Source organism: Shinella curvata, from assembly GCF_022899935.1.
GTDB classification, from domain to species: Bacteria; Pseudomonadota; Alphaproteobacteria; order Rhizobiales; family Rhizobiaceae; genus Shinella; species Shinella curvata.
On record NZ_JALJCJ010000001.1, the window covers coordinates 117,627 to 130,768 of the forward strand.

Sequence of the window (13,142 nt, forward strand, 5' to 3'; positions counted from 1 at the left end):
GTTTTGAGGTGGTTTAGCCGGAAGGATGCCGCATTTCCAGCGCTGTCAGGAAAAATGCAGGTTCGCAGGATTGCGGCTTGGCAAGTACGACAATGATGGCTAAAAATAGTGCAGAGACATGACCTGCTTGAAAGATGAGCATTTGACGATCCCCGCCCTGTCGGCACCGCTGGCGATCCGAAACCAGACTCTGCGCAACCGCGTGGTCCTAGCGCCGATGTCGGGCGTCACGGACCTGCCGTTCCGCGATCTCGCCTGGCGTTTTGGCGCGGGGCTGGTCGTGACGGAGATGGTGGCGAGCCGGGAACTGGCGCTGAATGCGCGGGAAAGCTGGTCGCGCATCCGCAATTGCGGCATCGCGCCGCATATGGTGCAGCTCGCCGGGCGCGAGGCGCACTGGATGGCGGAAGCCGCGAAGATCGCCGAAGGCGAGGGCGCCGATATCATCGACATCAATATGGGCTGCCCCGCCAAGAAGGTGATCGGCGGTTATTCCGGTTCCGCACTGATGCGCGACCCCGATCATGCGCTCGGGCTGATCGAGGCGACGGTCAATGCCGTGAAGGTGCCGGTCACGGTGAAGATGCGGCTCGGCTGGGACCATGATTCGCTGAACGCGCCGCATATCGCATCCCGTGCCGAAGCGGCGGGTGCCGCGATGATCACCGTGCATGGCCGCACGCGCATGCAGTTCTACGAGGGCAAGGCGGATTGGGACGCCATTCGCGCAGTGCGCGACGTGCTGTCGATCCCGCTTGTCGCCAATGGGGACGTCGAGACATCCGAAGATGCCGCAGAGATCCTGCGCCGCTCGGGCGCCGATGCCGTGATGGTCGGCCGTTCCGCACAGGGCCGGCCCTGGCATCCGGCGGTTCTGGCCGACGCCATCGAACATCCCTCGCTGGATGTGGTCGCGTCGACGGCTGTGGAGCACTATCGCATGATGCTCGATTTCTACGGCGTAGAGGGCGGCCTGCGCCATGCCCGCAAACATGTCGGCTGGTATCTCGGACATTACGCACCGGACATATCAGGCGCGATGAAGGCGGAGATCATGACGGCGCGTGACAGCGACTTCGTCGCAAACCGCCTGGAGGCCGCCATTCTGGAGGCGGGTGCCGCAGGGATCGGAGAGGCCGCATGACGGACAAGGCCCCAGAACAGAATGCCACCAAGGCGCCGGACCTGGCGCTCGCGGTGCTCAACTCCATTCAAAATCCGGTTATCCTCGTCGATATCGATGGCCATGTCGCCTTCGCCAACTGGGAGGCGGAATCCTTCTTCGGTGCGAGCGCCAACCATCTGGCGAAACACAAGGTTTCGAGCCTCATTCCCTTCGGGAGCCCGCTTCTGACGCTGATCGACCAGGTGCGCGAGCGCAAGGCGCCGGTCAGCGAGTACCGGGTGGACCTGTCCTCGCCGCGTCTCGGCGCGGACAAGCTGGCCGATATCTACGTGGCGCCCGTGACGACCGGACCGGCGGGCTCCGTCGTGGTCGTCATCCAGGAGCGTTCGATGGCGGACAAGATCGACCGGCAGCTGACGCACCGGGGTGCCGCCCGCTCCGTCACTGGCCTTGCCTCGATGCTGGCGCATGAGATCAAGAACCCGCTGTCCGGCATTCGCGGTGCGGCCCAGCTTCTGGAAACTTCCGTCATCGACGAGGACCGGGCGCTGACGCGGCTGATCTGCGACGAGACCGACCGCATCGTCTCGCTGGTCGATCGCATGGAAGTGTTTTCCGACGAGCGTCCGGTCGATCGTGTGCCGCTGAACATCCATGCCGTGCTGGACCATGTGAAGGCGGTGGCGAAGGCCGGTTTCGGCCGCAACATCAAGATCACCGAACTCTACGATCCCTCGCTTCCGCCGGTCTTTGCCAATCGGGACCAGCTGGTTCAGGTCTTTCTCAATCTCATCAAGAACGCCGCGGAAGCGATCGGCGACCGGCCGGAGGGCGAAATCCAGCTGACGACGGCCTATCGACCCGGAATCCGGCTTTCCGTTGCGGGTACGCGGGAAAAGATTTCGCTGCCGCTGGAATTCTGCGTGCATGACAACGGCCCCGGCGTGCCGGCGGACCTGCTGCCGCATCTCTTCGACCCCTTCATCACCACCAAGACCAACGGTTCGGGCCTTGGCCTTGCATTGGTGGCAAAGATCATCGGCGGCCATGGCGGCATTGTCGAATGCGACAGCCAGGGTTCGCGAACCACCTTCCGCGTGCTGATGCCGGCCTCCCGCGGCGTCAGTGAAGACGACGGCTTTTCCAAGACCAAAGGACATATCTGATGACAGGCGCCACAGTCCTCGTTGCCGATGACGATGCCGCGATCCGCACGGTTCTCAACCAGGCGCTCAGCCGGGCCGGCTACGACGTGCGCATCACCTCCAACGCGGCGACGCTGTGGCGCTGGATTTCGGCCGGCGAGGGCGACATCGTCGTCACCGACGTCGTGATGCCGGACGAGAATGCCTTCGACCTCCTGCCGCGTATCAAGAAAGCGCGCCCGGATCTGCCGGTGCTGGTGATGAGTGCCCAGAACACCTTCATGACGGCGATCAAGGCCTCGGAAAAGGGCGCCTACGACTACCTGCCGAAACCCTTCGATCTGACCGAACTCATCGCCATCATCGGCCGGGCGTTGGCCGAACCGAAGCGCAAGCCGGCCCGCCTCGACGACGACACGCAGGACGGCATGCCGCTGGTCGGCCGCTCGGCGGCCATGCAGGAAATCTACCGCGTGCTGGCGCGTCTCATGCAGACGGACCTGACGCTGATGATCACCGGCGAATCGGGCACCGGCAAGGAGCTCGTCGCCCGCGCGCTGCATGACTATGGCAAGCGCCGCAACGGCCCCTTCGTCGCCATCAACATGGCGGCCATTCCGCGCGACCTGATCGAATCGGAACTGTTCGGCCACGAGAAGGGCGCCTTCACCGGCGCGCAGAACCGCTCGACCGGCCGCTTCGAGCAGGCCGAGGGCGGCACGCTGTTCCTCGACGAGATCGGCGACATGCCGATGGATGCGCAGACGCGCCTGCTGCGCGTTCTCCAGCAGGGCGAATACACCACCGTCGGCGGTCGCACGCCGATCCGCACCGACGTGCGCATCGTGGCGGCAACCAATAAGGACCTGAAACAGTCGATCAACCAGGGCCTGTTTCGTGAGGATCTTTATTACCGCCTCAACGTCGTGCCGCTGCGCCTGCCGCCGCTGCGCGACCGTGCGGAAGACATTCCCGATCTGGTGCGCCATTTCGTGCAGCAGGCGGAGAAGGAAGGGCTCGACGCCAAGCGATTCGACCAAGAGGCGTTGGAACTGATGAAGGCGCATGCCTGGCCGGGCAATGTGCGCGAACTGGAAAACGTCGTGCGCCGCCTGACCGCGCTCTACCCGCAGGACGTCATCACTCGCGAGATCATCGAGACGGAATTGCGCGCGGATATCCCTGACAGCCCGATCGAAAAGACCGTGGTGCGCAGCGGTTCGCTTTCCATTTCACAGGCGGTGGAAGAGAACATGCGGCAGTATTTCTCAAGCTTCGGCGACGCGCTGCCGCCGGCCGGTCTCTACGAACGCGTGCTGGCCGAGATGGAATATCCGCTGATTCTCGCCGCCCTGACCGCAACGCGGGGCAACCAGATCAAGGCTGCCGATCTGCTCGGCCTGAACCGCAACACACTGCGCAAGAAAATTCGCGAACTGGGCGTCTCTGTGTACAGAAGTTCGCGCTCTGCTTGACTTCACGGCAGGGGGCGTTGCATTTTGGCCACAATCTGTTGCTTGAGGGTAACAGAGGGGTTTGCGGCCGAATAGGTCCGCGTGCCTGATCGTCAAGGATCCGGGTGCGAATGCGGCCGGTCCTCCTGCGGTTGGCGCCATCCCGAAAACACGAGAAGAACGCCGACACCCTTCTACGGTGCACGGCCGGGGAAGCGATGCGGCAGATGGACCAGGGCATAGACCTGCTTGCAGGTGACAATGAGGGAAAGGTGTCGGCCGACCGGCGCGCATCCTTCGCCCTGCCGGGTCTCGTGCTGGCCGGTGGCGCGCTTGTGGCCGCGACGCTGTCGCTGTTCATCCTGCTCGGCCTGACGCCGATCAAGCCGGTCGCCAATGTCGTCATCGCCTCGGCCGCGATCAACGCAATCTTCATCGTTGGCCTGATGTTCCTGATCGGTCGGGAAATCCTGCGGCTGCTGCGTGCCCGTAGCCGCGGCCGTGCGGCCGCGCGTCTGCATGTGCGCATCGTCGCCCTGTTCTCGATCGTCGCGATCACGCCGGCCGTGCTAGTCGCCATCTTCGCCTCCATCACGCTCGACGTCGGCCTCGACCGCTGGTTCTCCATCCGCACGCAGTCGATCGTCAGCTCCTCGCTGAACGTGGCGCAGGCCTATATGTTGGAAAATGCCAGCTATTTGCAGGGCCAGACGGTTTCGATGGCGAACGACCTCGACCGCAACCGGCAGCTCTATAGCCTCGACCGTACGGGCTTTACCGATCTGATGACCCGGCAGGCGCGCGGGCGCGGCATGCTTGGCGCCTTCCTGCTGCGCGCCGACGGCTCGACGATCCTTCAGGCGAACATTCCAACCGAAAACCGGCTGCCGGCCGCGCCGGAGGATGCGCTGCGCGCTTCGGCCGCCGGCCAGCCGACGCTGATCCCGCCGGGCCAGACAAACCTCGTCGGCGCCATCATCAAGCTGGACAACGTGCCCGACGCCTTCCTCTACACGATCCGTACCGTGGACCCGGAAGTCATGCGTTCCATGCGGCTGATGGAGGAGAATACGGCCGAATACCGCGCGCTCGAAGCGGGGCGCACATCGCTGCAGATCGCTTTCGGCGTGCTCTATCTCGGCTTCGCGCTCATCGTGCTGCTCGCCGCGATCTGGACGGCCATCGCCGTTGCCGACCGGATCGTACGGCCGATCCGCCAGCTGATCGGCGCGGCCGATAGTGTCGCTTCCGGCAATCTCGACGTGACCGTACCGGTGCGCGCGGTGGATGGCGACGTCGGCAATCTCTCGCGCACCTTCAACAAGATGATCGCTGAAATCCGTACCCAGCAGGGCGAAATCCTCGACGCGAAGGACGAGATGGATCACCGCCGCCGCTTTATCGAGGCCGTGCTGTCCGGCGTCACGGCGGCCGTCATCGGCGTCGAGGGCGACGGGCGTATCACGATCGTCAACCTCTCGGCGGAAATCCTGCTCGGGCGCAATGCCGCGGACCTCGTCGGCGAGCCGCTGGTCGGCGTCGCGCCGGAAATCGCGGCGGTGCTTGCCGAGGGAGCCGCACGCCACCGCAATGAATTCCGCAAGCAGATCAATATCATGCATGGCGGCAAGGAGCGGACGCTGAACGTGCAGGTCATCCGCGAGGAACAGAAGGACGCCCAGGAATCCTTCGTGGTCAGCGTCGACGACATTACCGATCTCGTCATCGCGCAGCGCTCGACGGCCTGGGCGGATGTGGCTCGCCGCATCGCCCATGAAATCAAGAACCCGCTGACGCCGATCCAGCTCTCCGCCGAGCGAATTCGCCGGCGCTACGGAAAGCAGATCGATCAGGAGGATCGCGCCGTCTTCGACCAGTGTACCGACACGATCGTGCGTCAGGTCGAGGATATCGGCCGCATGGTGGACGAGTTCTCCTCCTTCGCCCGCATGCCGAAGCCGACGAAAGAACGTTCCGACCTGCGCAACATCCTCAAGGATGCCGTGTTCTTGCGCGAGATGGGCAACAACCACGTCGCCTTCCTGAAGGAACTTGGCGATGTGCCACTGACAGGGCTGTTCGACGCGCGCATGCTCGGGCAGGCGTTTGGCAATCTCGTCAAGAACGCGGTCGAGGCAATCGAGGCGCTGCCGCCGGATGCCGAGCGCACGGAGCGGAAAATCCTCGTGCGCGCCGAAGCCGACGATGCGGGGCGGCGTTTCGTCGTCGATGTCGTCGACAACGGCAAGGGCCTGCCGACGGAAAATCGCCATCGCATTCTCGAGCCCTATATGACGATGCGCGAGAAGGGCACGGGCCTTGGCCTCGCCATCGTCAAGAAGATCATTGAAGACCATGGTGGGCAGCTGGAACTGCACGATGCCCCCCACGATTTCGACAACGGCCAGGGGGCGATGATCCGCGTGATCTTGCCCTACGAGGAAACCGCGGCCGTCGATGCGGACAAGAATAAGAGCAAGGAAATGAGCCATGGCGTCTGATATTCTCGTAGTGGACGACGAAGAGGACATCCGCGAGATCGTCTCCGGCATCCTGTCTGATGAAGGGCACGAGACGCGCACCGCCTATGACAGCGACAGCGCGCTCGCGGCGATCAGCGATCGTGTGCCGCGCCTCGTCTTCCTCGACATCTGGATGCAGGGCAGCAAGCTCGACGGACTGGCGCTGCTCGACGAGATCAAGAGCCGCCATCCCGATCTGCCGGTCGTGATGATTTCCGGCCACGGCAATATCGAGACGGCCGTGTCGGCGATCCGTCGCGGTGCCTATGACTTCATCGAGAAACCGTTCAAGGCGGACCGGCTGATTCTCATTGCCGAACGCGCGCTGGAGAATTCCAAGCTGCGCCGCGAGGTGACGGAGCTGAAGAAGCGTTCGGGCGATCCGGCCGAGCTGATCGGCACCTCCGTCGCCGTCTCGCAGCTGCGCCAGAACATCGACAAGGTATCGCCGACCAACAGCCGTATCATGATCCTCGGCCCCTCCGGCTCCGGCAAGGAGCTGGTGGCGCGCATGATCCATCGCAAGTCGACGCGATCGGGCGGCCCGTTCGTGGTGCTGAACGCTGCGGCGATCACGCCCGAACGCATGGAAATCGCGCTGTTCGGCACCGAGGGCACACCCGGCCAGCCGCGCCGCACCGGCGCGCTGGAAGAGGCCCATGGCGGCATCCTCTATCTCGACGAGATCGGCGAAATGCCGCGCGAAACGCAGAATAAGATTCTTCGCGTGCTTGTGGATCAACAGTTCGAGCGCGTCGGCGGCTCCAAGCGGGTGAAGGTGGACGTGCGAATCATCTCGTCGACCGCGTACAATCTCGAAAGCCTGATCGCCGAGGGCGGTTTTCGCGAAGACCTCTATCACCGCCTCGCGGTGGTGCCGGTGCGCGTGCCACCGCTTGCCGAGCGGCGCGAGGACATTCCCTTCCTCGTCGACATGTTCATGCGCCAGGTCAGCGAGCAGGCGGGTATCCGCGCGCGAAAAATCGGTGACGACGCGCTCGCCGTGCTGCAGGCGCATGACTGGCCGGGCAACATCCGTCAGCTGCGCAACAATATCGAGCGCCTGATGATTCTCGCCCGCAGCGACGGTCCGGATACGCCGATCACCGCGGACATGCTGCCTACGGAAGTGGGCGACATGCTGCCGAAGATTTCCACGCAGGGCGACCAGCACATCATGACGCTGCCGCTGCGCGAGGCGCGCGAAATGTTCGAGCGCGATTATCTTATCGCCCAGATCAACCGCTTCGGCGGCAACATTTCCCGCACCGCCGAGTTCGTCGGCATGGAACGCTCCGCGCTTCATCGCAAACTTAAGTCGCTTGGCGTATAAGGCGCCAGGGGACTGAGGGATTCGCGGACATGAAGGTCATCATCTGCGGCGCAGGCCGCGTCGGCTACGGTATTGCGGAGCGGCTCTCCGAAGAGGGCAACGACGTTTCCGTCATCGATACGCAGCCGTCGCTGATATCGGCCATTACCGATACGCTCGATGTCAGCGGTGTCGTCGGTCACGGCGCGCATCCGGAGGTGCTGGCCAAGGCGGGCGCCGATCAGGCGGACATGCTGATTGCCGTCACGTTGTTCGACGAGATCAACATGGTCGCCTGCCAGGTGGCCCATTCGCTGTTCAACGTACCGACCAAGATCGCCCGTATCCGCGCGCAGAGCTATCTCGCGCCGGAATATTCCGACCTTTTTTCGCGCGACGACATGCCCATCGACGTCACCATCTCGCCGGAGGTGGAGGTGGGCAAGATGGTGCTGCGCCGTATTTCCTTCCCCGGCGCGACCGATGTCGTGCGCTTCGCCGATGATCGCATCGTCATGGTTGCGATCGAATGCATGGAGGATTGCCCCGTCGTCGAGACGCCGCTGAAGCAGCTCAGCGAGCTTTTTCCGGACCTCAACGCGACCGTCACGGGCATCTTTTCCAACGGCAAGCTTACCGTGCCGAATTCCTCCGACCAGCTGCATTCCGGCGACCTCGCCTATGTGGTCTGCGACAAGGGGCATGTGCGGCGCACGCTCGCCCTTTTCGGCCATGAGGAGCAGGAGGCCGCGCGCATCGTCATCGCCGGCGGCGGCAATATCGGTTACTTCGTTGCCAAGACCATCGAGGACTACCAGCCGAAGACCCGGTTGAAGATCATCGAAAGCGACCGGGAGCGGGCCGTGGTGGTGGCCGACAAGCTGCGCAACGCCGTCGTCCTGCACGGCTCGGCCCTCGACCAGAAAATGCTCCTGCAGGCCGACATTCAGGATGCCGACCTGATCGTGGCGCTGACCAACAACGACCAGATCAACATCCTCGGCAGCGTCATGGCCAAACGGCTCGGATGCAAACAGAACCTCGTTCTGATCAACGACCCGAGCTACCAGGGTTTCACCAAGACGCTCGGCATCGACGCCAGCATCAATCCGCGCGCCGTGACGATCTCCGGCATCCTGCAGCATGTACGAAAGGGGCGTATCCGTTCCGTCTACGCGGTGCAGAAGGGCTCGGCGGAAGTCATCGAGGCCGAGGCGCTGGAGACGTCGCCGCTCGTGGGCAAGCCGCTGCGCGAAATCGAGCTGCCACCGGGCATCCGCATCGGCGCGATCTACCGCGACAAGGCGGTGATCCGCCCGGATGGCAACACGAAGATCAAGGCGAAGGACCGGGTCGTCCTCTTTGCCGCGGCGGCAGCCGTGCGTCATGTCGAGCAGCTTTTCCGCGTCAGCATTCAGTATTTCTAGGATCGCCATGCCGCGTTTTGCCTATGTCAACGACCGCTATGTCCGCCATGCCGACGCCGCGGTCTCCATCGAGGATCGCGGCCTTGTCTTTGCCGACGCGGTCTACGAGGTCTGCCAGGTGCAGAAGGGGCTTGTCATCGACCTGACGCGCCACCTCGACCGGCTGGATCGTTCGCTCGCGGAAATCTACATTCGGGCGCCCATGACGCGCGCTGCCCTGACGGGGATCATGCGCGAGGTTCTGCGCCGCAACCGGGTCGTCAACGGCATGGTCTATCTCCAGGTGTCGCGGGGCGTCGCCCGGCGCGACCATGTGTTCCCGTCGCCGGAGGTGCGGGCGTCTCTCATCGTCACGGCAAAGAGCCTGAACCCAGCGGTGAACGCGGCGAAATACGCGACCGGCATCAAGGCGGTGACTGTGGCGGACAACCGCTGGGGCCGGGTGGATATCAAGACGGTCGGCCTGCTTCCGAATGTGCTGGCCCGCCAGCAGGCGAAGGAAGCGGGCGCGCAGGAGGCGATTTTCGTCGATTCCGAGGGGAACGTCACCGAGGGTGGCGCAACGAACCTGTGGATCGTCGACAAGGCGGGAACGCTGGTGACGCGCCCCGCCGACCACGCGATCCTGCGCGGCGTCACCCGGACGACGTTGATGGATGTCGCCGAAAAACTCGGTCTTTCCGTAGACGAAAGGCGCTTTTCCGTCGCGGAAATGCTCGAAGCGCGCGAAGTGTTCGTCACGGGTGCCACAACCATCTGCCTTCCGGTCGTGTCCATCGACGGACAGACCATCGCCAATGGCCATCCCGGCATGATGGCGCAGAAAATCAGAGACGCTTTTTTCGCCGTTGCGGAGAAGACCGTGATTTGATACCAAAATCGACGGCCGGGCACATTGGCTGCCGGGCCTGGGGGCAATTTATTTCAGTCAACCGGTCTCAAGGGCCGGCAATCAGAAAGAAGCGGCGCGATGGCGGAACGTTCTCAGAACCTGCAGGATCTTTTTCTTAATACCGTTCGCAAGCAAAAGATTTCTCTCACGATCTTTCTCATCAACGGGGTCAAGCTGACCGGGGTTGTCACCTCCTTCGACAATTTCTGCGTGCTGCTCCGTCGCGACGGTCACTCGCAGCTCGTGTACAAGCACGCGATCTCGACTATCATGCCCGGCCAGCCGCTGCAGATGTTCGAGACCGAGGAAAGCGGCTCCTGACAGGACCCAAGACCATTAAAACACCTGATTCATCCAAGGAATCCATCGTCCCGGACGTCGAAAAGCGCCGGGACGACATGCGTGCCGTCGTGATCGCGCCCGTTCTGAAGGGGCGCACGAAGCCGGATCCGACCGTTGTGACGCGCTCCGACGAGGCTCGCCTCGAAGAGGCCGTCGGCCTTGCGCGCGCCATCGATCTCACCATCGTTGCTTCGATGCTTGTGCCCGTCAGCCAGCCGAAGCCCGGCACGCTGCTGGGCACCGGCAAGATCGAGGAGATCAAGGCGGCGCTCGACGCGCACGACGCCGGTCTCGTCATCGTCGACCATCCGCTGACGCCGGTGCAGCAGCGCAATCTCGAAAAGGAATGGAACGCCAAGGTCATCGACCGCACCGGCCTCATTCTCGAAATCTTCGGTCGCCGCGCCTCCACCAAGGAAGGCACGCTGCAGGTCGAGCTTGCGCATCTCAACTATCAGCGCGGACGCCTCGTGCGCAGCTGGACCCACCTGGAACGCCAGCGCGGTGGCGCGGGCTTCATGGGCGGCCCCGGTGAAACGCAGATCGAAGCCGACCGCCGCCTGCTTCAGGACAAGATCGTCAAGCTGGAGCGCGAGCTGGAACAGGTGCGCCGCACCCGGCAACTGCATCGCTCCAAGCGCAAGAAGGTGCCGCATCCGATCGTGGCGCTCGTTGGCTATACCAATGCCGGCAAGTCGACGCTGTTCAACCGTATCACCGGTGCGGGCGTGCTGGCGGAAGACATGCTCTTCGCCACGCTCGACCCGACGCTGCGTCGCATGAAGCTGCCGCAGGGACGCACCGTCATCCTGTCCGACACCGTGGGCTTCATCTCGGATCTGCCGACCCATCTCGTCGCCGCCTTCCGCGCGACGCTGGAAGAGGTGCTGGAAGCCGACCTCGTGCTCCATGTGCGTGACATGTCCGATCCGGACAATGGCGCGCAATCGTCCGACGTGCTGCGCATTCTCGGTGAACTCGGCATCGACGAGAAGGACGGCGCGGAGCGTATCCTCGAAGTCTGGAACAAGATCGACCGGCTTGAGCCCGAGGCGCGCGACGCGCTGGTGCAGAAGGCCGAAACGCAGCCGAACGTCATCGCGGTCTCGGCGATTTCGGGCGAGGGCGTCGATGCGTTGCTCTCCGAAATCAACCGGCGGCTTTCCGGGGTGCTTGTCGACCGCGATATCATCGTGCCGGTGACAAAGCTGCAGCTTCTGCCGTGGCTCTACGAGCATTCGATCATCGATGCACGTGAGGACTTGGAGGACGGCACCGTGCGGCTGGAACTGCGGTTGACAGAAACGGAAGCCGCCGAACTCGACCGTCGCCTCGGCATCGGCGGCAAGCCGGCGCGTGAGGATTGGGAGCGGTAACGTTACGTCATTTTTCTGACGTAACGTTACTTGAGGCTGCGTTCGATCTGCTTTGCGGCCTGCCAAAGCTCTTCCATCCGCTCCAGCGTCGCGGCTTCAAGGCTTTCCCCGCTGGCCGCGAGACTGTCCTCGATATGCGAGAAGCGGTTGCGGAACTTGGTGTTCGTCCCCCGCAGCGCCGTTTCCGGATCGGCGCCGACATGACGGCCGATATTGACCAGCGCGAAGATGAGGTCGCCGAGTTCGTCCGCCACGGCCTTCTGATCACCGTCGCGCAGGGCTTCCCGCAGTTCAGCGACTTCTTCCTCGATCTTGTCGAGGATGGGGGTCGGTTCCGACCAGTCGAAGCCGACTTTTGCGGCGCGTTCCTGAAGTTTCAGCGCTTCGACGAGGGCCGGGAAGGAGCGCTGCACCGAGCCGAGATGGCCGCGTAGCGGGTCTGCCGGCAGCCCGCGTTTCTCGCGCCGTTCCTTGCGCTCGCGCTTTTCGGCCTGCTTGATCGCATCCCATTGCAGCTTCACGGCCTCGGGCGTATCCGCATCCGAGCGGGCGAAGACATGCGGATGGCGGCGGATCATCTTTCGCGTCACGGCCTCGACGACATTGCCGAAATCGAACTTGCCAAGCTCTTCCGCCATGCGGGCGTGGAAGACCACCTGAAGAAGAAGATCGCCGAGCTCGTCGCAGAGATCGTCCATGTCATCCCGCTCGATCGCATCCGCAACCTCGTAGGCCTCCTCGATCGTGTAGGGTTTGATCGTTTCGAAGGTCTGGACGATATCCCAGGGGCAGCCGGTTTCCGGCTGGCGCAGGGCGGCCATGATTTCGATCAGGCGCTCGATGTCGCGGCTCGGCTGCATGGTTCTCTCAGTTCAGTGGGATTCTGTTGTCGGCCTTGCCGGACTGGTAGCTTTCCGACAGCGCGTCATAGGCGGCGCGGATTTTCGCATCCTGCGCCTTAAGATCGGCCTTGGCCATCTCGTCGGCGGTGACGATCAGGTCGGCAATGGCGGCGGAATGCCAGAAGGCGTTGGTCTTCGCATAACCGCCGGCATCAAGCCGGAAGACTTCTTTCAGGATGCGCAGGTCATGCGGGATGGCGAAACTGTCGCGCGAATCTTCGTGGCTGAAGAAGTAATAGAAATTGTCGAATCCGGCCCAGGTGATGGCCGAAAGGCACATGGAGCAGGGCTCGTGCGTCGAGAGGAACACGTAATCCTTCGTATTCGGCTTCTCCACGCGCTCGTAGAGCCGCTTCAGCGTGTGCACCTCGCCGTGCCAGAGGGGGTTTTCCGTCTCGTTGTTGGTTTCGGCGAGAACGAGCGAAAGGTCCGCCTTGTTGAGAATCGCCGCCCCAAAGACCTTGTTGCCGGCGGCGACGCCCTTTTGCGTCAGCGGCAGGATATCGTGTTCCATCACGTCGAGCAGACGTTTGGCGAGCGCGGCCTGGTCCATGGCGGGATTCCCTGTTGACGTCCTGCGGCATCCTTAGCGGGCGCCCGGGCGGAGAGGCAAGGGCGACCGGTGACTTATGCTCAAAATGCAG

General features: G+C 63.3%; 12 protein-coding genes. 9 read left to right on the plus strand and 3 right to left on the minus strand.

Features of this window, described 5'->3' with window-relative positions:
* Positions 1–13 precede the first annotated feature (13 nt).
* A complete protein-coding gene (locus MUU55_RS29025; RefSeq protein ID WP_280518879.1) occupies positions 14–142 on the minus strand; it encodes a hypothetical protein in 129 nt (42 codons plus the stop codon).
* Between MUU55_RS29025 and dusB the strand changes: the two genes are divergently transcribed.
* The 9 genes from dusB to hflX all read left to right on the plus strand — a co-directional run bounded on the left by dusB (position 119) and on the right by hflX (position 11,596).
* Positions 119–1,144 (plus strand): tRNA dihydrouridine synthase DusB, encoded by a 1,026-nt coding sequence (dusB, locus tag MUU55_RS00635; RefSeq protein WP_244758845.1) that lies wholly within the window; start codon positions 119–121, stop codon positions 1,142–1,144. The two genes, MUU55_RS29025 and dusB, sit on opposite strands and share 24 nt — an antisense overlap.
* Positions 1,141–2,292 (plus strand): two-component system sensor histidine kinase NtrB, encoded by a 1,152-nt coding sequence (locus MUU55_RS00640; protein ID WP_244758846.1) that lies wholly within the window; start codon positions 1,141–1,143, stop codon positions 2,290–2,292. Before dusB ends, MUU55_RS00640 begins: the two co-directional genes overlap by 4 nt.
* Positions 2,292–3,746 (plus strand): nitrogen regulation protein NR(I), encoded by a 1,455-nt coding sequence (ntrC, locus tag MUU55_RS00645; RefSeq protein WP_244758847.1) that lies wholly within the window; start codon positions 2,292–2,294, stop codon positions 3,744–3,746. Before MUU55_RS00640 ends, ntrC begins: the two co-directional genes overlap by 1 nt.
* 206 nt (positions 3,747–3,952) lie before the next feature.
* Positions 3,953–6,226, plus strand: coding sequence for a sensor histidine kinase NtrY-like (locus MUU55_RS00650; protein WP_244759834.1), 2,274 nt, complete (start codon positions 3,953–3,955; stop codon positions 6,224–6,226).
* The gene (ntrX, locus tag MUU55_RS00655) at positions 6,216–7,580 is read left to right on the plus strand and encodes a nitrogen assimilation response regulator NtrX (protein ID WP_244758848.1); all 1,365 of its coding nucleotides are present in this window, start codon (positions 6,216–6,218) and stop codon (positions 7,578–7,580) included. The genes MUU55_RS00650 and ntrX overlap by 11 nt, the downstream gene beginning before the upstream one ends.
* Before the next feature lie 29 nt (positions 7,581–7,609).
* Positions 7,610–8,986, plus strand: a complete 1,377-nt coding sequence (gene trkA, locus MUU55_RS00660) for a Trk system potassium transporter TrkA (RefSeq protein WP_244758849.1) — start codon at positions 7,610–7,612, stop codon at positions 8,984–8,986.
* A 7-nt stretch (positions 8,987–8,993) separates the two neighbouring features.
* A complete protein-coding gene (locus MUU55_RS00665) occupies positions 8,994–9,857 on the plus strand; it encodes a D-amino-acid transaminase (RefSeq protein WP_244758850.1) in 864 nt (287 codons plus the stop codon).
* Positions 9,858–9,956: 99 nt separating this feature from the next.
* The gene (gene hfq / locus MUU55_RS00670) at positions 9,957–10,199 is read left to right on the plus strand and encodes an RNA chaperone Hfq (RefSeq protein WP_023514954.1); all 243 of its coding nucleotides are present in this window, start codon (positions 9,957–9,959) and stop codon (positions 10,197–10,199) included.
* A gap of 77 nt (positions 10,200–10,276) precedes the next feature.
* Positions 10,277–11,596 carry a GTPase HflX gene (gene hflX, locus MUU55_RS00675; protein ID WP_244758851.1) on the plus strand — a complete coding sequence of 440 codons (1,320 nt, stop codon included), beginning with the start codon at positions 10,277–10,279 and terminating at the stop codon, positions 11,594–11,596.
* A 26-nt stretch (positions 11,597–11,622) separates the two neighbouring features.
* On the opposite strand, the gene mazG is transcribed toward hflX, so the two are convergent.
* On the minus strand, positions 11,623–12,456 hold the full coding sequence (mazG, locus tag MUU55_RS00680) for a nucleoside triphosphate pyrophosphohydrolase (RefSeq protein WP_244758852.1): 834 nt from the start codon (positions 12,454–12,456) through the stop codon (positions 11,623–11,625).
* Positions 12,457–12,463: 7 nt separating this feature from the next.
* On the minus strand, positions 12,464–13,051 hold the full coding sequence (locus tag MUU55_RS00685) for a nucleoside deaminase (protein ID WP_244758853.1): 588 nt from the start codon (positions 13,049–13,051) through the stop codon (positions 12,464–12,466).
* Positions 13,052–13,142 lie beyond the last annotated feature (91 nt).

What these genes read in the sequence shown, in the direction of transcription:
- hflX (WP_244758851.1), top strand. Translation starts at nt 10,277, where the DNA reads ATGCGTGCCGTCGTGATCGCGCCCGTTCTGAAGGGGCGCACGAAGCCG.
- ntrX (WP_244758848.1), top strand. Translation starts at nt 6,216, where the DNA reads ATGGCGTCTGATATTCTCGTAGTGGACGACGAAGAGGACATCCGCGAG.
- MUU55_RS00640 (WP_244758846.1), top strand. Translation starts at nt 1,141, where the DNA reads ATGACGGACAAGGCCCCAGAACAGAATGCCACCAAGGCGCCGGACCTG.
- MUU55_RS00650 (WP_244759834.1), top strand. Translation starts at nt 3,953, where the DNA reads ATGGACCAGGGCATAGACCTGCTTGCAGGTGACAATGAGGGAAAGGTG.
- MUU55_RS00665 (WP_244758850.1), top strand. Translation starts at nt 8,994, where the DNA reads ATGCCGCGTTTTGCCTATGTCAACGACCGCTATGTCCGCCATGCCGAC.
- MUU55_RS00685 (WP_244758853.1), bottom strand. Translation starts at nt 13,051, where the DNA reads ATGGACCAGGCCGCGCTCGCCAAACGTCTGCTCGACGTGATGGAACAC.
- ntrC (WP_244758847.1), top strand. Translation starts at nt 2,292, where the DNA reads ATGACAGGCGCCACAGTCCTCGTTGCCGATGACGATGCCGCGATCCGC.
- trkA (WP_244758849.1), top strand. Translation starts at nt 7,610, where the DNA reads ATGAAGGTCATCATCTGCGGCGCAGGCCGCGTCGGCTACGGTATTGCG.
- dusB (WP_244758845.1), top strand. Translation starts at nt 119, where the DNA reads ATGACCTGCTTGAAAGATGAGCATTTGACGATCCCCGCCCTGTCGGCA.
- hfq (WP_023514954.1), top strand. Translation starts at nt 9,957, where the DNA reads ATGGCGGAACGTTCTCAGAACCTGCAGGATCTTTTTCTTAATACCGTT.
- MUU55_RS29025 (WP_280518879.1), bottom strand. Translation starts at nt 142, where the DNA reads ATGCTCATCTTTCAAGCAGGTCATGTCTCTGCACTATTTTTAGCCATC.
- mazG (WP_244758852.1), bottom strand. Translation starts at nt 12,456, where the DNA reads ATGCAGCCGAGCCGCGACATCGAGCGCCTGATCGAAATCATGGCCGCC.